This window comes from Streptomyces sp. B6B3 (genome assembly GCF_039871525.1).
In the GTDB taxonomy this organism is placed as follows: domain Bacteria; phylum Actinomycetota; class Actinomycetes; order Streptomycetales; family Streptomycetaceae; genus Streptomyces.
In genome coordinates, this window is record NZ_JBDPLU010000007.1 from 348,932 (window position 1) to 367,649 (window position 18,718).

The window sequence follows — 18,718 nt, forward strand, 5'->3', positions numbered from 1 at the left end:
TGGACATGATCACAGCGGGGCACCGTCCACGTGGACGGTGCCCCGCTGCCTGTTGGGTTGTGCGCTCGGGCGGCTCGGTTCAGAGGTTGCCGACGCCCGCGCCCGCGGTCACGATGCCGGGGATGTCGGCCGCCGGGTCGAGGGTGTAGGCGTAGGACGGGTCGCTCACCGAACCGCCCTGCTGGCCCTCGCCCGAGTTGACGAACTCGTTGTCACGGGCCACCAGGGAACCCTCGGACGAGGAGCCCTCGCCGAGGTGGAACGGGTCGATCGTGTCCTCGAAGAAGTTGCCCTCGACGAGCACGCCCGCGTCCTGGGTGGAGGCCACGCCGTAGCCCTCGCCGCTGCCCACGTCCGCGTTGCCGACGTTGAGGTAGTAGTTGTTGTAGACGTGCACCGGGTTGCCGAAGCGGACGCGCGGGTTGCGCTGTCCAGTGCCGTCGAACCAGTTGTGGTGGTAGCTGACGTGCAGCCGGCCTGAGTCCTCGGAGGCGTTGTCGTCGCTGTGGCCCACGAGGGAGTTCTTGTCCTGGTCGTGGTAGTGGTTCCAGGACACGGTGACGTTGTCGGCGCCGTGCTTGATGTCCGTCGCCCCGTCGCTGGCGTTCGAGATGTCGTTGTGGTCGATCCACACGTTGGTGGACTCGTCCACGTTGATGGCGTCGTCGCCGGCGCCGGTGAACGTGAGGTTCTGCACGATCACGTTGTCCACCTGACGGATGTTCAGGCCGCCGCCGGAGATGACGCCCGACGTGCCGGATCCGACGATGGTCTTGTCCGAGCCGACCCGCACCATGTCGTCGAGTTGGATGGTGCCGGTGACCTCGATCTGCAACGCGCCGTCGCTGTTCACCAGTTCCTCGAACTCCGACGCGCTGGAGACCTGGACGACGTCGCCGCCCGCGCCGCCGGTGGTGGCGGCGCCGTAGCCCTCGGGGGTGCCGACCGCGAGCGTCTCCGCCGCCGCGGGCTCGCTGGCGTTGCCGTTCCAGGCGGTGAGCCCGCCGACGGTGGCGGCGGCCGCGACCACCGCCACGACACCGCCCAGCCTGAATCGTGCGCTCGTCCTGCGCATGGGAATCTCCATCCGGTGTGGGGGTCCGGTGTTGCCGGTGCCCTGCGGCTGTCGGCACCGTGCAGGCGATGCTAGGCCGGGGCCCGTGGACGATGACGGTCCCCACGTGGACTATCACGCGCGCCAGGGTGAGGGCCGGCGCTCAGGGCCGGTAGTAGAGGCTGCCGTCCCTGGTGCGGGTCAGCAGGCGGGACTCGACCAGATAGCGGCGCAGCGCGGCGTAGTCGTCGTGGACGGTGAGCAGCGCCTCGTTGACCTCCTGCTCGGTGTAGGGCCGGTCCGGGTCGAAGAGCGTCCTGGCCAGGTGCGTGAGCAACTGCTCCCGGCGGGCGGCCTTGCGGGGGATGGCGATCAGCCGGCCGCGGGCGAAGAGCGCGGAGACGTCGTGGGAGGTGGGGTCGTGGGAGGTGGGAGGGGTGGGCGAGTCGGACATGGCGGCAGCCTGGCAAGCCGGGCGAGCACCGGCAACCGGGATTCCCACCCCACAAGGAAACGATCGTTCACGTACATGGACAGTGTCCGCCATGCTGACAGATGCCGGTGGGCAATGGTATGACGATTGACATGAATCTGAGGCGACGGGCGTTCATGGGTGCGATCGCGGCCGGCACCGGACTGGCGGCGACGGGTGCGGGTGCGACCGCGCGGGCGACGGGTCGAGAGGAGAGGCGAGAGGAGGAGGGAGCGGCGTCGATGAACGACGACTACGACGGCTCCGACCTGTGGCTGCGCTACGTGCCGGTCAGCGATCCGGGCCTGCTCCGGCGGTACCGGAAGGCGGTGACCACCGTCATCGTGGAGAACGCCGACCGCGACAAGGTGTACCGCCACACCCCGGACCTGGCCATGGCCCCGGGGTCGACCGAGCGGCTGATGGAGAGCACCCTGGAGGCGGCCAGGGAGGAACTGGTCCGCGGCCTCAGCGGGTTGCTGGACCGGAGGGTCCGGGTGGAGTCCCGTCCTGGACACCACATCCCGGACGGTGCGGTGATCGTGGGCACGCGGGACAGCTCGGCAACCGTCCGGCGTCTGGTCCCCGCCGAGGACCTGGCCGCCCTCGGCGACGCCGGCTACCTCGTCCGGTCGCTCTCGGCGGGCCCGCACGAGTTCACCGTCATCGCCGGCGGCACCGCCGTGGGCGCCCTCTACGGCGCGTTCGCCTTCCTGCGCCTGCTGCAGACCGGCAAGCCCGTGACGGACCTCGACATCGCCGACCGCCCCAGGGTCGCGAACCGCCACCTCAACTACTGGGACACCGAACGCCTCTACGCCGGCAACGACGAGTCCGGCACGGGCGGCCTGAACGGCGAGAACGGCGCGATCTTCAACTTCGCCGCCACCGGCGCCAGCGCCGACCTGAACCTGCCGCTCATCCTCGACCGCTACCTCGTGGCGGCGCGCGCCATGGCGTCCGTCGGGATCAACGGCATCACCATCAACAACGTCAACGCCAACAACGCCTACCTGACGCCGGAGTACATAGCGCAGGAGGCGGCGCTGGCCGACGCGCTGCGGCCCTACGGCATCAGGCTCGCCCTCTCCATCAGGTACGCGGCGCCCACGGACCCGCGGTTCGCGCCCGACACCCTCACCGAGGAGCAGATGGCCCCGGTCGACGCCGACTTCCAGGCGTGGTGGAACCGGAGGGCCCGGCAGATCCAGGAGTCCATCCCCGACTTCGTCGGCTTCACCGTGAAGGCCAACTCCGAGGGCCAGCCGGGCCCGCAGGACTTCGGCTACGACCACGGCGACGGCGCCAACGGCATGGCGGTCGCGGTCGCGCCGCTCGGCCTGACGATCTACTGGCGCACCTTCGTCTACAACCCGGACGTGGACACCGACCGACTCAAGCGGGCCTACCTGGAGTTCGGCCCCATCGACGACGAGCCCCAGCCCGACGGCTCGCACGGCCGCTTCCTGGAGAACGTGTTCCTGCAGACCAAGAACGGCCCCCTGGACTTCCAGGCCAGGGAGCCCATCCACCCGATGTTCGGCCGCATGGCGAACACCAACCAGGCGATCGAGCTCCAGATCACCCAGGAGTACACCGGGCAGAGCCGGATGCTCTGCTTCCTGGCTCCCATGTGGGAGGAGATCCTCAAGACCGACACCCACGCCACCGACGACCAGGGGCGGCCGCTCGACCACCGCCTGGTGGGCCATGTCGTGGACGGAACCGCCCAGGGCCACTCGGCCACCTCCATCGTCGGCGTGGCCAACCTCGGCAACGCGGACAACCTGACCGGACACCACTTCTCCCAGGCCAACTTCTACGCCTTCGGCCGCCAGGCCTGGGACTGGACGCTGGACTCCGCCGACCTCGCGGACGACTGGGTCCGGATGACCTGGAGCGGCGACGAGGACGTCGTCGACGCCATCGTGGGCATGATGATGGGCTCCTGGGAGGCGCTGGTGAGCTACCAGACCCCGCTCGGCATCGGCCACCAGTTCACCGCCGACGTGCACTACGGGCCCGGGCCCTCGGAGTCGGACCTGCCGCGGGAGGACTGGAACCCCACCTACTACAACCAGGCGGACAGCGTCGGCCTCGGCTACGACCGCTCCCCCACCGGAAGCGACCTGACCGCCCAGTACTTCCCCGCCCTGGCGGCCGAGTACGGGAGCATCGACACCGTCCCCGAGAACCTGATGATGTGGTTCCACCACGTGCCGTGGGACCACCCGATGCGCAGCGGCCGGATCTTCTGGGACGAGCTGGTCGACCACTACTACTCCGGCGTCGAGTACGTCGGCGGGATGCGGCGGACCTGGGACTCCCTGGAGCCGGCGATCGACGCCCGCCGCTTCGCCGAGGTCAGGGCGAAGCTCGCCCTCCACGAGGTGGACGCGGCCGACTGGCGGGACACCTGCGTGGGCTACTGGCAGCAGTTCAGCGGCCGGGAGATCCCCGACCAGTAGGCGAGTTGCTCCCGCGCGGCGCGGGTGCCGGGGTGCCCCGGCCCCTGCGCCCGCTCCCGGTCGCGGAGCAGCGCCGTGAACGCCGCCACGGCGGCGACCGCGTCGCCCGCGGTGCCCCGCCAGTGCGCGAGGTCGTGGCGGGAGTCCAACACACCCGGATGGGCCGGGCCCTGCGCCCGCTCGCGGTCGGCGACCAGCGCCTCGAACCCCGCCACGGCGCCCGCGGCGTCGCCCGCCCTGCCGCGCCAGTGCGTCAGGTTGTGCCGGGCGACGAGCGTCTCCGGATGGTCCTCGCCCTGTGCTCGCCTCCGGTCGCGGACCAGCTCGCCGAGGATGGCCACGGCACCGTCCGCGTCCCCCGCCACCCCCGTCCAGTGACCCAGGTGGTGCCGGACGTCGAGGGCGTCGGGGTCGTCCTCCCCCTGCACCCGCCTCCGGTCGCGGACCAGTTCCCCGAGGATGGCCACGGCACCGTCCGCGTCCCCCGCCACCCCCGTCCAGTGACCCAGGGCGTGCCGCGCCGCGAGGACCTCGACGTGGTCGGGTTCCAGCACCTCTCGTGCGAACGCGACCATCAGGCCGTAGCACGTCACGGCCTCCCGCGGGCCTTCGGTCTCCCCCAGCCAGTGCGCGTGGGCGTGCCAGGCCGCGATCGCGTCGGGGTCGGCCGGCCCCAGCACGTCCACCCGGTCGCGGGCCAACCGCGCGTACTCCGCCACGGCGGCGCGGCCGTTCCCCGATCTGCCCCGCCACAGGGCCAGGTTGTGCCGGGCGTCGAACGCGTGCGGGTGACGGTCACCCAGCCGGTCCGCGACGGTCGCCGTCAGGCGCTCGAAATGGCGGACGGCGGCCTCCTCACGGCCGGACGCGCCGAGGCTCTCGCCCAGGCGGTAGAGCACCTCGTGGGCCTCGCCGCCGTGGTACAGGGCCGCGTCGGCCCATCCGGTCAGCGTGCGGGCGCTGGCGCGCAGCGCCTCGGCGAGCGCCGCGTCGTACTCGGTGGCGGGCCAGGTCTCGACGAGGGCGTTCGCGACGACGCGGGCGACCCGGTCGCGCCGGTCGGGCGGGAGGTCGTCCCGGGTGACCCGTTGCACGAGCGGGTGGACCCGAACGACATGGGGCGACGACTGTGGATAGTCGTCGACCAGGCTGAACCGGTGCAGCACCCGCAGCGCCGCCCTGACCTCGTCCGGCGAGACCGTGCCCCGCGCACCGGAGCCGCCGGGACGGCCGGGATCGCCCGGGCCGCCCGGACCACCCGGGCCGCCAGGGCCGTCCCGCCGCTCGGTGAGGAACGCCCGGACAGCCGCGCTCGTCAGCACCTGGACGGGAACGCCGTTCGGGTCGAGGAACGCGGCGACCTCGATCAGCGGGCGCGCCAGCCCGGCGGGGCGCGCCCGGTCGGCCAGTTCGGTGGACAGGGACCAGACGGCGGGCAGCGCCCTGGGGTAGTCGTCGGGGAGTCCCGAGGAATCCGGGAACGCGTCCGCCAGGGCCCGCGCCCGGTCGTTGAGCACCTCGCGGTGTCGGGCGCAGGACAGTCCGCTGTCGACCAGACAGGCGACGGTTTGGGACAGCGCGAGCGGCAGCCGGCCGAGGTCCCCGGCGAGGGCCGCCAGGTCGTCGTTCGGTTCCCGGCGGCCGTGCGCCGCCAGCGCGTTGGCCAGATAGCAGGTCGCCTCCTCCTCGGTGAAGTAGCCCACGTCCACCCGGTGCCGGTCGCCGCCGGCCAGTGCCGCGTCCCGGCGACGGGTGGTGATCAGCACCCGCCCGGAGGGGCTGGCGGGCGGCCACAGCCCCCGCAGGTCGGCGGGCTCCAGAACGTCGTCGAGGACGACGAGCCAGCGACACGGGTCGGTGCCCGCGCGCTTCGGCTCCAGCCATTCCAGGAACCGGCGCGCCGCCTCTTCCGGGTCGGCGGTGTCCGCGCCGATGGCCAACTGCGCGGCGCGTGCGTAGCCGGTGACGAGGTCGCCCCTGCCGCTGGCGGTGATCCACACCAGCAGGTCCACGTCCGGAAGCCGCGTGCGGACGTGCTCGGCGGCGATCTGGGTCTTGCCGACGCCGCCCATGCCCACCAGCACGTGCCACGGCAGCGGCTCACCGTCCCGCGCCTCGGGCGGCTCCAGACGGGCCAGGGCGTCCCGGTGTTGAAAGACGCCGGCCCGCCGGGGCACCAGGCCGACCTGGAGCGGCCACGGTCCGGGACCCGCCGGGGAGTCCCGGACACCGCGGCGGGCAGGGCTGGTGGTGCGCGCCGGTCCGTTCAGCCCTTCGACGGATCCGGCGTCGAAGGGAAATGCAGGTGAACACCGCCGCTGTTGACGCCGGACACGATCGCCCCATGGTTGTCGCGGATCCGCACGTCCCGCGTCACGGCCACGCCGCGCACCGGGTCCTCGCCGACGTGCTGTTCGACCAGACGAGCCAACTCGCGGGCGGCCTCGCGACGTTCGGACGCATCCAGGCTCACCAGCAGATCCTCGAAACGGCGCCGCCACGCCTCACGTTCGCGGCGCCGGACCGGATCGTCGTCGGCCGCACCGGAACCCCGCAGCGCGGCCGCCGTCGCGTCCAGCCGATCTCGTTCCTCCCGCTCGCGCTCGGCCCCGCCCCGACCGAAGCACCGGGCGGCCGACGCCCGTACGGCGACCCACGCGTCCGTGCCGGCCGCGGCCGCGACGGCCGCGCCCCCGCCCGCCGCCAGCGCGACCAACGCCTCGTCGAGCATCCTCGGTTCCTCCCTCGCCGGGCTACTCGTTCCAGAGGGTTCTACCCGGTTCCTGGACGCTCGTTCGCAGCTTTCGTATCGTCGATGCGGGGTCGGGAACCGGAGGGGGCGCCCGGGAGCGGGCGGCCTCCCTCGCGAGAATCCGTCGCGCGGCCTTCCGCGGCGAACCGCAGGAGCCGTCGAGAGGTTTTCTCGCCCGAACGGGTTTGACAGAAACCCGTCCGGGCGGACGGGTTCGACAGAAGACCGCCGCACGGTCGGCCGCTTTCCGGGACCGCGTCGGAATCCGCCATTCGCGCGCCGATGATGCGGTGAACGCCGTCCTCTTCTGTGTGGGCTGAGACACCCGAGGCGTTGTGCGGGCGCGAAAACGGTCTGCGGGTGAGCGCTCGTGGCGCGCGGTGGGAGAACGCGCCCGCGACCGGCTCCGCGCCCTCGCCGCGCACCTCCGTGCCCCGTCACGCCGATATGGCCAACTCGCTTGTGCGACGCGACAGTTGACTAGCTCCCGGCCAAAAAGCGAAGAGCCGGGACAACGTTCACCGAGGAGGAGTTTTGGCAGTCAAGCGCTTCCTACTCACCGCGTTGGCCATCGTCGGCATAGTCGTCTCCGGCGCCGTCTCCGGCGCCGGCACGGCACTGGCCGCCCCGGCCCAGGAGCCCGGGCCGGCCGACGCGAGCGTCCTCGTCAGCAGGTTCGACAACGGCAGCTTCGAGTACCCGATCGCCCAGGCGGGCTCGTTCACCACGTACCAGGCCGGACAGTCCCTCGGACCGTGGGAGGTGACGAGCGGGGCCGTGGACCTCGTCGACGACGGACTCTGGCAGGCGGCCGAGGGCAACCAGTCGCTCGACCTCAACGCCGGGATCCCCGGGGCGGTGTCGCAGACCTTCACCACCACCCCGGGGGAGACCTACACCGTCACCTACGCGCTGGCCGGGAACCCGGCGGGCGGCCCGGCCGTGAAGACCGGCCGGGTGCTCCTCGACGGCCAGAACATCCAGGACTTCTCCTTCGACGTCACCGGCAAGTCGTTCACCGACATGGGGTACATCAAGCGGCAGGTGACCTTCGTGGCCACCGCCGCGACCACCACGCTCGGGTTCGCCAGCACCACCCCGAACAGCGCCTACGGACCGGTCGTCGACGACGTGCTGGTCACCACCTGCTCCTGCCCCTGCTGATCCGACCGCCGGACCCACCATCGTGAAGGCCCCGGCACGCGTGCTCGTTAACCGAGCCGCGTGCCGGGGCCCCGACGGTCCTCAGAGGCTCAGAAGCAGGAGGACGCCGACCAGTACTTGCTCGGGTCGTGCGCCACGTGCGCGTGGTCACTGTGTCCGGGGTAGCCCGGGCCGAGGATCTCGCGGAAGCCGTGGTAACGGGCCTGCCGGACGAGCGTGCACAGCGAGTGGGTGCCGGTCATGTCGGCGGCGTCGCCGTACAGGTGGCGGCTGGTGGAGGCGCCGCCCGCCGCGCTGTTGCAGGAGTACGAGCGGAAGCCACTGCTGATGGTGATCGGGTCGTCGCCCAGCGCGTGCCGCAGCGCCTCCAGCTTCCACATGGTCACCAGGGCGTTCGCCTTCGCCGTGGAGGCACTCACCGCGCCGCCCGACCAGGTCGAGTTGCACGTGTTCAGCTCGGCGTAGCTGAAGTGAATCGGGGTGCAGTCGTTGTCCTGGAGCGCGTAGAGCTTGTTGAACGTCTCGGATCCGGCGACGCCGTCGACCGAGAGGTTGTACGCGTCCTGGAAGCGACGCAGCGCGGACTCGGTGTGGGGGCCGAAGACGCCGTCGATCGCCAAGGTCGAGTCGTAGCCGGGGTAGCCGGCGAGGCGGATCTGTAGCTGCCGCACCGCCTCGCCCCGGTCGCCTTCCTCGAGCGTGCCGCTCCAGGTGTAGCAGCCGTCCGCCTGGGCGGTCCCGGCCGTGCTCACCGAGAGGGCCACCGAAGCCGTCGCGAGCATGACAACAGAGAGAACGATCCGTATCACACGTCTGAACAACGCTTCCTCCGTGAGGTGGTGAAGAAGTGTGCGCGAATGTGAAGGGCTTACGGATCAGTAGCTTGGCCGAACAATCAACGCGCGTCAACTCCCACCCCGGCCGGCGACGCGCCCGCCGGGTGCGGCACGAGGCGGGCGCGCGCACCGGCGGCCAGCGCCGTTCGCGTACCGTACCGGCTGCACGAACACCGAAACGGCAACGCTGGGGAACGAGATGAGAACTCCGAAGTCGACGGTCACGCGCGGAGCCGGCCGCATATGCGGGCTCGCCGTGGCGGCGGCGCTCGCCATGACGGCCTGCTCCGACGAGTCCGAGGAGCCGACGGACACGACGTCGGAGACCGGCGAGTCGCAGCGGGCCGACGAGTCGGAGGAGGCCGGCGACGAGCCGGCGGACGACGCGGCCCAGGACGAGCAGACCACGGGCCAGGCGACGGGTCAGGCAACGGCCGGTGAGGCGGTGGCGACATGGGTCACCGCGATCATCGAGGACCAGCCCGTGGACGCCTGCCTCGCCATGGGAACGCCGGGCGCCGACGGCGCGCACGTGGCCAACACCCGCGAGATGTGCCAGGGCGACAGCCCCGAGGCCGTGGAGGCGCGGGAGGGCGTGAGCTCGCTCCGCGAGTCGTTCACCCCCGAGAACCCGGGGAACCCGCCCGTCGTGGAGGCCGCCGGGGGCGCGGAGTCCGGCGGGACGGCGACGTTCGACGGGGAGCAGGTCACCGTGGACGGCCAGCCGCTGACGGACGTCGTCGTGTCGAACTCCACCGGAGTGGAGCCAGGCCAGATCGGCATCGGGATCGACGCCACCGAGATCGACGACCGGTGGTACGTGACCGACATGAACATGTCCTTCGGCTGACCCCGGCGGCGGCTCCCCGCGCCCGGGCTCTCCGCGCCGCCAGGAGTGGCCGGCGCGGGGAGCCGGGAGGACCGCGGGGGTCCGGGTCAGCCGACCGGCCTCAGCATCCAGCGTCGGTCCGACTGGCCTCCGGTGTCCTCCGGGGTGTTCCGAATCACGCCGATCTTCCAGCCGCCCCAGGTGTGGAACGACCCCTGCGACCGCAGCAGGTACTCGCACGTCGGGGACGCCGCCACGCAGGCGTACGCCTCCGAGGTGGTGCCGCCGCGGAAGTCCCATGCCTGGTTGGGGCTCTGGTTGCACGTGTAGAGGTGGATGATGCCCGTCAGGCGTCCGCTCCTGTTGTCCGCGTCCAGGCACCTGTTGTAGGACATGCTGCGGACTTCCATGTACTGCGAGCCGTGGGCGGGGTCGGTCGGCTCGAACCACCACTGGGCCGCGGCGTCGTTGCAGCTGCCGACGTACACCGCGATGTCCCCGGTCGCCGGGTCGATCTGCGGCCCGGCACGCAGGCAACTGTCGTAGGAGAACCTGGGCCTGATCTGGTAGACGCCGGCCGGCACGGCGACCAGCGGCGAGACCTCCTCCAGTATCAGATCCGTGGTGGCGGGCGCCGCGGTGGCGGGCGCCGCGGTGGCGGGCGCCGCGGTGGCGGTGCCGAGCACCGCCAGCCACCCGGTCATGAGGGCGATGACCGTGGTCAGCAGCGTGCGGAGCCGTCTGTGACGTGCCATGGAGAAGCCTCCCGCGGGGTCGATGGCAAAGGTCCCGTCCAGCCCGGGGCCGGCCCGCCCCACGTCCTCGCCTCATCCGACGACACGGGCCGGCCGCTTCGGGCTGATCGCGTAACGCCGTACGCGTCTCCGGAGCATCGCAGGGCCCCACGGCCGGTGTCTTCGTCATCGAGCGCAAGTCAGACGGCCACCCCGACCCCGGATATGACAGAGTCCGCAACTCCCGCATCCGCCCCGCTGATCCGGCCCACCACCGGGGTCACCGGTCAGGCCGTGAAGAAGTCCGCCAGGGCGCGGGCCACCCGGAGCGGCTCGGGCAGCCGCCGCGCGTCGGCGAACCGGGCGAACCGGGCGGCGAAGGCGGGAACGGCGGCGGGCTCGACGGTCAACTCGCCGCCCGACGGCCGAGCCCGGGCAGGTCGGCCCGGGCAGGTCGGCCCGGGCAGGTCGAGCCCAGGGGGCGCTCAGCGTCCCTCGACGACGAAGGCCCTGATCGCCTCGACGGCGCCGCCGCGCGCCCATTCGGTGAAGGAGGAGGAGAGCATCAGCGTGTCGGCGGACTGGGGGTCGCGGAAGCGCCGCCGGCTGATGCCCTCCCTGATGTGCCGGTGTGCGCCGCGCACCACGTCGACGTTCTCGCCGGCGACCACCACCGTCTCCACGCCGGTGAGATTGGCGATGGTGGCGACGAGCATCCCCAGCGCCCAGCCCGCCTGGCGAACGATGTCCTGGCACACCGCGTTGCCGTCCGCGGCCTGGGCGGCGATCTCGTCCACCGTCACCGTGCGGTGCAGTCCGTACGCGGCGGCCGAGAGGACCGCCTCCGTCGAGAGGTACGACAAGACGCAGCCCCGGTGCCCCGCCGCACACATCGGGCCGCCGGGATCCAGAATGTGGTGCCCGAACTCGATGACGCCCTTCTCGGCGAACTGCAGGACGCGGCCGTTCAGGCAGAGGGCGTATCCGATGCCGGGCCCGATGGTCACCAGGGCGAAGTCCGGGAGGCCGCGGGTCACCCCGAACCAGTGCTGGCCGTAGGCGAGGGCGAAGACGTCGTTGCGGACCACGCACGGAATGCCCATGGCGTCGCTCAGCAGGGATCTCAGGGGAACCTGCCACCAGTCGAGCCAGGGCGCGTCGAACAGCGCGGGCTCCGGCGCGCGATCGCCGCCCGACGCGCGATCGCCGCCCGACGAGTTCCCGCCCATGGTGAATCCCGCGGCGACGGGCGGCCTGCTCTCCCGCGCGAGCCGGTCCATCAGTGCCCTGGCCTGCGCGGCGACCCCTTCCGGCGTGCGGACGTCGAGCGGCTCGGAGTGCTGCGCGACCACCTCGGCCCGCAGATCGGTGATGACTCCGTGCATCCAGTCCGCCGTCAGCTTCGCCCCGAAGAAGTGGAAGTCCTTCGCGACGATGTCCAGCGGGAGGGTGGGGCGGCCGTTGTTCGGGTCGTGCAGGATTTCCCGTTCCACCAGGAGCCCGGACTGCACGAGGGGCTTGGTGAGGCGGGTCAGGCTGCCGGTCGACAGACCCAGCAGGCGGGCGAGCTCGGTCCTCGACCGCGGGCCGGTGACCAGCAGTTCCCTGATGATGGGGCGGGCGGGCTGGGAGACGGAGTCCCACGCCTCGATCGTCGGCTGACTGCCGCTCTGCTCGGAAGCTACGTGCACAGGCGCAGCGTACAAGCACTCGATTAGCTTCTGTGAAGCCATCCCTCATCCAGACGAGAACGGACAGAGAGAAACGGAAATCTCCGAAAAGGAGAACTCCTGCGCGTCAGCCACGGAGTCCTCCGCTGATCATGTCCAGCCGCCAGAAGCGCTGGAGGAAGAGCAGCAGCGCGATGAGCGGGATGATGGACACGGCCGTGCCGGTGATGGCTATGCCGTACAGCGACGGTTCTCCCGAGCCCTTCGACAGCACCGTGTAGAGACCCAGATTGATGGGGTACTTGCTCTCGTCGGCGAGCATGATGTACGGCAGCAGGAAGTTGTTCCAGTTGCTCACGAACTGGAGCATGAAGATGGTGACCATTCCGGGAAGCATCATGGGCAGCCCGATGGTGGTGAAGATGCGGTACTCGCTGGCCCCGTCGATGCGGGCCGACTCGATGAAGGAGGCCGGTATCGAGGCGTCGGCGTAGATACGGGCCAGGTAGATCGCGAAGGGGGATATCAGGCCCGGCAGGAGTACCGACCAGTAGCTGCCGACGATGTCCAGTTCGGACATGATGAGGTACTGGGGAATCGCCAGCGTCATGCCGGGCAGCAGCACGCCCGCGAGAATCATGTAGAAGAGCGCGTTGCGGCCACGGAAGGAGTAACGGGAGAAGGCGTAGCCGGCGGCCGCGGATATCACGGTGCACAGCAGCGATCCCACGCCCGCGTAGAGCAGGCTGTTGAGCGCCCACTGGCCGTACAGCCCGTCGCTGTAGGCGAAGAGGTCGCGCAGGTTGTCCACCAGGCCGTCGCCGGGCTGGAAGGTGAAGGTGGAGAAGAGGTCGGACTGCGACTTGGTGGCCGCGATGACGATCCACGCGATCGGGACCAGGCAGTAGAAGGCGCCGATCAACAGGACGACGGTGGGGAGGAGCTTGGCGCGGTGGTGGGCCTGCCGTGTCGCGGGCCGGTCGGCCCGCGGCGGCGTCGGCCGCCGGGTCCGCGCGGTGCCGCGGGTGGTGGTCTGGGCGCTCACTGGAAACCTCCGAACGCCCGGCGCTGGGCCACCCGGAGCAGCAGCAGCGAGACGAGGAAGGTGCCGATCGCCAGGATGACGGATCCGGCGGCGGCCATCGGCAGGTCGTCGCGGACGAAGCCGTTGTCGTAGATGTGCATCAGGGGCACCCAGTCGCCGGAGATCTCGGTGGTCATGGGCTGCAGCGTGGTGGGCTCGCCGTAGACCTGGAGCGTGCCGACGAGGGAGAACAGGCCGGTCAACACGAGGGCGGGGACGACGAGGGGAACCTTGATTCGCAGGGCCAGTTGCCATTCGGTGCAGCCGTCGATCCGCGCCGCGTCGTAGACCTCGTTCGGGATCGCGCGCAGGGAGGTGTAGATGATCAGCATGTTGAAACCCACACCTCCCCACACGGCGATGTTGGCCAGCGACCCGTAGATGGCCGAGCCCTCCAGGAAGGGAATCGCGTCCATCCCCGCCTTCTCGGTGAGATAGCTGAACGGGCTCGTGGACGGCAGGTACATGAAGCCCCACAGCAGCGAGGCGATGACCCCGGGCACCGCGTACGGAAGGAAGATCGCGGCCCGGGACAGGCGCCGCCCCCTGGCCCCCGTGTGGTCGAGCATCAGCGCGAAGCACAGGGCGAGCCCGAGGGTGAGGGGGATGGCCAGCACGCCGTAGAGGGCCAACCGGCCGAACCCGGCCCAGAACTCGCCGTCGGACAGGGTCTGGGTGTAGTTCGCCAGCCCCACGAACACCTCGCGTCGGCTGCCGAAGAGGCTCCCCTCCTCGACCCGCATGCCCCGCACGCTGAGGTACAGCGCGTAGACCACCGGGATCGCCAGAAAGGCGAGGAAGAGAAGGAGCGCGGGGGCGATGAAGACGTAGGGAGCCGAGATCCGGGGCCTTCGCCCGGCCGCGGGCCTCCCCACGGGCTCGCTGGCCCGCCGGGTGACGTGTCCTGCCATGATGACCTTCGCGCTAGGGGGACTTCGGAGGGAGAGGGAGTGGCTGTGAGTGGCTACGTCCCGCTCATTTGGCGATGTTGAAGCCCTGGCGTTCCATGTCGCTGACCACGGCCTCCTGGACCCGCTGCAGCGCCTGTTCCAGGGACGTGCCCTCGCGCACGGCCTCCCCGAAGGCGTCGGTGAACTCGGACTGGGCCGCGTTGACGTTGGGTCCCCACTGGATGTTGGGCAGGGTGCTGCTCGCCGCGTCGTTCGCGATCTCCCAGTAGTCCTGCTGCTCGCCCACCAGGGGTGACGGCGGCTGTTCGGCGGTCGCCTCCTGGCACTCGACGGAGGCCGGGTACTCGCCGCTGGCGATCTGCAGCTCGCAGGCCTTGTTCGAGGTGTTCATCCAGGTGATGAACTCCACCGCCGCCTCGACCTCGTCGTCGTCGGTGACGGTCAGGGCCGAACCGCCCTGGAACGCCACCTGTTCCTCGCCGCCCTCCCAGTGCGGCAGCGGGGCGATGGCCCAGTCACCGGCCTGGGACTCGGCGATGCCGTAGATGACGCCGGGCGACCACAGGCCCGCGGGCCAGGAGAGGATCTCGCCCCGGTTGAGCTTGTTGTTCCACTCGGGGGTCAGGATCTCCCCGCCCTGGATCAGGTCGCGGTCGAGCAGGTCCTGCCAGTAGGCGGCGACCCCGAGCGACGCGTCATCTGCCACGCCGACCGACCACGTGCTGTCCTCGACCTGCCACCACTGGCCCCCCGCCTGCTGGGCGAGCCCGGCGAACTGGCCGAACTCCGACGGGGCGAAGGTCGCCAGGTACGTGTCGGGGTCCTCGTTCCGCACCTCCTCGGCGACGTCGGCGAACTCCTCCCACGTCGTGGGCACCTCGATGCCGAGCTCGTCGAAGCGGGCCTTGTTGTACAGCAGCACCTGGGGGCCGATGTCGATCGGCACGCCGTAGAGGTGGCCGTCGAAGCTCGTCAGGTTCCAGGTCCCCGGATTGAACTCGCCCTCCAGGGTCTGGGCCTGGTCCTCGATCTCGACCAGGACGTCCGACACGATCAGCGAGGGGATCGTCTGGTACTCGATGCAGGCGACGTCCGGGGCGTTACCGGCGCGGCTGGCCGTCAGCAGCTTGGTGGCCGTGTCCGTGCCGCCGCCGGCGTCCGTGTGCTTGATCCGGATGTCGTCGTGGGTGGCGTTGAACTCCTCGACCTTCGTGGTCTCGCCCCAGCACCAGTAGTCGAGCGTGACGACGCCACCGTCATCGCCGCTGCCGCCACCGCCACAGGCGGCCAGCACGGCCGTCACACCCGCGAACGCGCACAGGCGTCCAAGGAAGCGTCTCCGCATGGAGGTTCTCCGTCCCGAGAGTGATCCACGCACGGAACGAGCTTCCCCTCCGAGCCCGCCGGCGATTGATGCGCACAACCTACTCCGGCCAAATATGCGCTGTCCATGACTGATAACGAACGAATATTGACCGCAATACATGACAAATTGACCGCGCGACGCCGTTCGATGGTTTTGTGTCGAAGCGATCGTGCGGCGCTATGCGCCTTTTGAACCTTTTGATCCTTCGGCCTCGTTCAGGAGTGTCGAGACCCGCCCCGCAGGGCGCGGAACGCGAAGCCGAACTCGGCCGGAGCGGCTGTCAGGTGGTACCGGGGCAGCGGGGCGGGGCCGCAAGACTGTGTGCCGATGCCGTGCTGGGCGTGGTCGAGGTTGACCCAGACGGTGTCGCCGGGGACCAGGTCGGTGGTGTGCTCGGCCCGGTCCAGTTCCTCGCTCGTCCAGCGGCGGGCGGTGAACCAGAACGGCAGCGGGTCGGCCGCCACGCGCAGGGCCACGTCGTCGGCCCGGAGCTCGACCCAACGGACGTCGGCGCGCGCGCCGTTCTCCTGCGGGCGGACGTACGGTGTCTGGAGGTCGTCGACGGTCGCCTGGTAGCGGCCGAGGCGGGAGGCGGCTCGGGTGTCGGGGTACGCCTCACCCGGGCCGCCCCCGTACCACCGCACCCGGCCGAACGCGGCGGGCAGCCCCAGGCGCAGCCCGAGCCGCGGCAGCGGGCAGGGCCAGTCGCCCAGCGGCCGGACGCCGACCGTCAGCCGGAGCGCGGCGTCCTCGTCGACGGTCCACCGGTAGACGGCGGTCAGGGCCACGTCCGTGGCGTCCGGGGCGATCCGGGTGTGCACGGTCAGGGCGTCGCCGGTCAGCCGCACCGCGTCCGTCCGGTGCCGCATGCGGTGCAGCCCGAGCCGCTCCCAGCGCACGATCAGTTGGGCGTCGGGCTCCCAGTGCATGCCCCGGTCGTTGTCGGTGGGCGCGCGGAAGACGTCAAGGCGCGGGCCCTCGGTCAGGATCAGGTCGCCCAGGGCGCGAAGTCGACCGGTGGCGGCGTCGAAGACCGCCGGGCCGAGGGTGATCCGGCCAGCGCTGCGGTCGGGAGCCACGGACGGGCCCGGCGCCCGGGCGGGGACGGGGTCGGCAGGCCGCGGGGGCGCGGCGGGCAGCTGGGTCCAGGCCACCTCGTGACCGGCCTCGGCCCACGGCGTGTCGGCGGCCAGCACGGCGCGGAGGGTCCAGATCGCCTCGCCGCGCCGGATGTCGGCGGGCGTGGCGGGTGGCGTGGCGGGCAGCGCGACCTCGGTGGCGGCGCCCGGGGGCAGCGGCGGGACGGGCAGGTCGCCCTCGGCGACGATCTCCCCCTCGACCTGGTAGCTCCAGGTGAAGGCGAGGTGGGCGGTGTCGGCGACGTCGTGGCCGTTGCGGATGGTCACGCTGCCCCGCGTGGCGTCACCCGTGAACCGGATCGGCTCGATCACCTTCTTGTACTCGACCAGGCCGGGCGAGGGGGTGCGGTCGGGGAACAGCAGGCCGTCGCAGACGAAGTTGCCGTCGTGGTACTCCTCGCCGAAGTCTCCGCCGTAGCCGAAGAACGGGCGCCCGTCCGGGGTCCGGGTGGCGATGCCGTGGTCGATCCACTCCCACACGAAGCCGCCCTGGCAGCGTTCGTAGGTCTCGAAGATCCGCTGGTAGTCGGCCAGGCCGCCAGGGCCGTTGCCCATGGCGTGGGCGTACTCGACCAACAGGAACGGCAGGGAGCGGCGGTGCGCGTCCAGCTCCGGGTCCTCCAGCGGCGGCTCCTCGCGGCGGCCGATGGCCTCGACCTCGGCGTGCGGGGCGTACATCCGGGAGTAGAAGTCGCTGTCGGGGTAGTTCCCGTCGTTCTCGTAGTGCACGGCGCGGGACGGGTCGCGTTCGCGGATCCAGGCGGCCATGGCGGACAGGCCGGCGCCGGTGCCGCACTCGTTGCCCAGCGACCAGATCACCACCGAGGGGTGGTTCTTGTCGCGTTCGACCATCCGCCGGGCGCGGTCCAGCAGCGCGGGGGTGAAACGGTCGTCGGCGACGGGGTTGCCGCGCCAGCCGGGGAAGAAGCAGAAGCCGTGGGTCTCCAGATCGCATTCGTCGATGACCCACAGGCCCAGCTCGTCGCACAGGTCCAGGAAGGCGGGGTGGGGCGGGTAGTGGCTGGTCCGCACGGCGTTGATGTTGTGCCGCTTCATCAGCAGCACGTCCCGGCGCATCGTCTCCAGGTCCACGGCCCGACCGGTCTCGGGATGGAACTCGTGCCGGTTCACGCCCCGGAACAGGATCCGCCGCCCGTTGGCCTGGAACACCCCGTCCACCACGCCGACCGTCCGGAAACCGATCCGCAGCCGGACGCGCTCGCCGTCGGTGACCAGCTCCCCGTCGTAGAGCCGGGGCACCTCCGCGCTCCACGGCTCGACGGGCACCGAGGCCGGCAGGCCGGTGGACACCTCCAGACCCAGTTCGGGCACCAGAACACGGCCGGGCACGTCGCAGTCCACCCGCAGCGTGCCCGTACCGGTGGTGTGGTCGTACCCGGCGTGCACGAAGAAGTCGGCGGGGGCGCCCGCCGGGCGGTGGTGGAGCGTGACGTCGCGGAAGAGACCCGGCAGCCACCACATGTCCTGGTCCTCCAGATAGGACCCGGCCGACCACTGGTGCACCCGCACGGCCAGCACGTTGCCGCGCTCCCGCAGCAGGTGGCCCACGGCGAACTCGTGCGGCAGCCGGCTGCCCTGGAAGGTGCCCAGCTCGGTGCCGTTGAGCCACACCCGGGCGCAGGAGTCCACGCCCTCGAACCGCAGCACGCTCTCACCACCCGCGGGCCAGCCGCCGGGCAGGTCGAACACCCGGCGGTGATCACCGGTCGGGTTCTCGTCCTGGGTTCGCGGCGGATCCACCGGAAAGGGATAGGCGACGCCGGTGTAGACGGGAGCGCCGTGCCCCTGGAGCACCCAGTGCCCCGGCACGGCGATCCGGTCCCAGCCGGCGGTGGCGGTCGGGTCGTCCGCGCCGAAGTCCGGGCCGGTGCCCGAGGCGGTCGGCGCGAGCCGGAACTCCCAGGTGCCGTTGAGCGACAGCCGGGCCGCATCGGAGGCGGCCCACCAGGCACGGGGGGCGAGGGTGCCCGGGGCGGGGACGGGGTCCTCGTGGTAGGGCAGCGGCATGGGGCGGGACGCCTCGCCGTGGGGTCGGTCCTGCATGGGTCTCCCTCGGACATGGCTTCGACACAGAGTCTTTTCGAACGCAGGGTCGCGCTGGAAGCGCCGGCGAAGCCGGTGCTCAGCCAGTCTTCCACCGAGGTTGGTTCGGCAACAGAGCTACTCCCCCGGCTTCGCGAGTGACCGCGCGCACCGGGCGCGGGTAACTCGTCCGGGT

Annotated in this window: 15 protein-coding genes; 3 read left to right on the forward strand and 12 right to left on the reverse strand. The window is 71.2% G+C overall.

Translation table 11 applies throughout. From position 1 onward, the window contains the following. Nucleotides 1–79 precede the first annotated feature (79 nt). A complete protein-coding gene (locus tag ABGB06_RS17885) occupies nucleotides 80–1,075 on the reverse strand; it encodes a right-handed parallel beta-helix repeat-containing protein (protein ID WP_347590404.1) in 996 nt (331 codons plus the stop codon). A 142-nt stretch (nucleotides 1,076–1,217) separates the two neighbouring features. Beyond that, the gene (locus ABGB06_RS17890) at nucleotides 1,218–1,508 is read right to left on the reverse strand and encodes a DUF2087 domain-containing protein (RefSeq protein WP_347590406.1); all 291 of its coding nucleotides are present in this window, start codon (nucleotides 1,506–1,508) and stop codon (nucleotides 1,218–1,220) included. A gap of 260 nt (nucleotides 1,509–1,768) precedes the next feature. Here ABGB06_RS17890 and ABGB06_RS17895 point away from each other — a divergent pair, with 260 nt between their 5' ends. Beyond that, nucleotides 1,769–3,994 carry an alpha-glucuronidase family glycosyl hydrolase gene (locus ABGB06_RS17895; RefSeq protein ID WP_347590408.1) on the forward strand — a complete coding sequence of 742 codons (2,226 nt, stop codon included), beginning with the start codon at nucleotides 1,769–1,771 and terminating at the stop codon, nucleotides 3,992–3,994. On the opposite strand, the gene ABGB06_RS17900 is transcribed toward ABGB06_RS17895, so the two are convergent. Both ABGB06_RS17900 and ABGB06_RS17905 read right to left on the reverse strand, forming a co-directional pair. Further along, nucleotides 3,952–6,171, reverse strand: a complete 2,220-nt coding sequence (locus ABGB06_RS17900; RefSeq protein WP_347590410.1) for a tetratricopeptide repeat protein — start codon at nucleotides 6,169–6,171, stop codon at nucleotides 3,952–3,954. The two genes, ABGB06_RS17895 and ABGB06_RS17900, sit on opposite strands and share 43 nt — an antisense overlap. An 89-nt stretch (nucleotides 6,172–6,260) precedes the next feature. Further along, a complete protein-coding gene (locus ABGB06_RS17905; RefSeq protein ID WP_347590412.1) occupies nucleotides 6,261–6,725 on the reverse strand; it encodes a hypothetical protein in 465 nt (154 codons plus the stop codon). Nucleotides 6,726–7,364: 639 nt separating this feature from the next. Between ABGB06_RS17905 and ABGB06_RS17910 the strand changes: the two genes are divergently transcribed. Further along, nucleotides 7,365–7,910, forward strand: coding sequence for a choice-of-anchor C family protein (locus ABGB06_RS17910; protein ID WP_347590501.1), 546 nt, complete (start codon nucleotides 7,365–7,367; stop codon nucleotides 7,908–7,910). An 89-nt stretch (nucleotides 7,911–7,999) separates the two neighbouring features. On the opposite strand, the gene ABGB06_RS17915 is transcribed toward ABGB06_RS17910, so the two are convergent. Beyond that, nucleotides 8,000–8,731 carry a D-Ala-D-Ala carboxypeptidase family metallohydrolase gene (locus ABGB06_RS17915; protein WP_347590414.1) on the reverse strand — a complete coding sequence of 244 codons (732 nt, stop codon included), beginning with the start codon at nucleotides 8,729–8,731 and terminating at the stop codon, nucleotides 8,000–8,002. Nucleotides 8,732–8,945: 214 nt separating this feature from the next. Here ABGB06_RS17915 and ABGB06_RS17920 point away from each other — a divergent pair, with 214 nt between their 5' ends. Then, nucleotides 8,946–9,596: a hypothetical protein gene (locus ABGB06_RS17920; protein WP_347590416.1), complete on the forward strand. Its 651-nt coding sequence runs from the start codon at nucleotides 8,946–8,948 to the stop codon at nucleotides 9,594–9,596. A gap of 86 nt (nucleotides 9,597–9,682) precedes the next feature. On the opposite strand, the gene ABGB06_RS17925 is transcribed toward ABGB06_RS17920, so the two are convergent. The 7 genes from ABGB06_RS17925 to ABGB06_RS17955 form a co-directional block, all read right to left on the reverse strand. Then, nucleotides 9,683–10,330, reverse strand: coding sequence for an RICIN domain-containing protein (locus tag ABGB06_RS17925; RefSeq protein WP_347590418.1), 648 nt, complete (start codon nucleotides 10,328–10,330; stop codon nucleotides 9,683–9,685). A gap of 266 nt (nucleotides 10,331–10,596) precedes the next feature. Continuing rightward, nucleotides 10,597–10,719, reverse strand: coding sequence for a hypothetical protein (locus tag ABGB06_RS17930; protein WP_347590420.1), 123 nt, complete (start codon nucleotides 10,717–10,719; stop codon nucleotides 10,597–10,599). A 75-nt stretch (nucleotides 10,720–10,794) separates the two neighbouring features. Next, a complete protein-coding gene (locus ABGB06_RS17935) occupies nucleotides 10,795–12,000 on the reverse strand; it encodes an ROK family transcriptional regulator (protein ID WP_347590422.1) in 1,206 nt (401 codons plus the stop codon). Nucleotides 12,001–12,106: 106 nt separating this feature from the next. Then, nucleotides 12,107–13,024 (reverse strand): carbohydrate ABC transporter permease, encoded by a 918-nt coding sequence (locus ABGB06_RS17940; protein WP_347590424.1) that lies wholly within the window; start codon nucleotides 13,022–13,024, stop codon nucleotides 12,107–12,109. Beyond that, nucleotides 13,021–13,974, reverse strand: a complete 954-nt coding sequence (locus tag ABGB06_RS17945) for a sugar ABC transporter permease (RefSeq protein ID WP_347590426.1) — start codon at nucleotides 13,972–13,974, stop codon at nucleotides 13,021–13,023. The genes ABGB06_RS17940 and ABGB06_RS17945 overlap by 4 nt, the downstream gene beginning before the upstream one ends. 64 nt (nucleotides 13,975–14,038) lie before the next feature. Further along, complete coding sequence (locus tag ABGB06_RS17950; RefSeq protein ID WP_347590428.1) at nucleotides 14,039–15,319, reverse strand: extracellular solute-binding protein; 1,281 nt, start codon at nucleotides 15,317–15,319, stop codon at nucleotides 14,039–14,041. A gap of 236 nt (nucleotides 15,320–15,555) precedes the next feature. Continuing rightward, complete coding sequence (locus ABGB06_RS17955) at nucleotides 15,556–18,543, reverse strand: glycoside hydrolase family 2 TIM barrel-domain containing protein (RefSeq protein WP_347590431.1); 2,988 nt, start codon at nucleotides 18,541–18,543, stop codon at nucleotides 15,556–15,558. Nucleotides 18,544–18,718 lie beyond the last annotated feature (175 nt).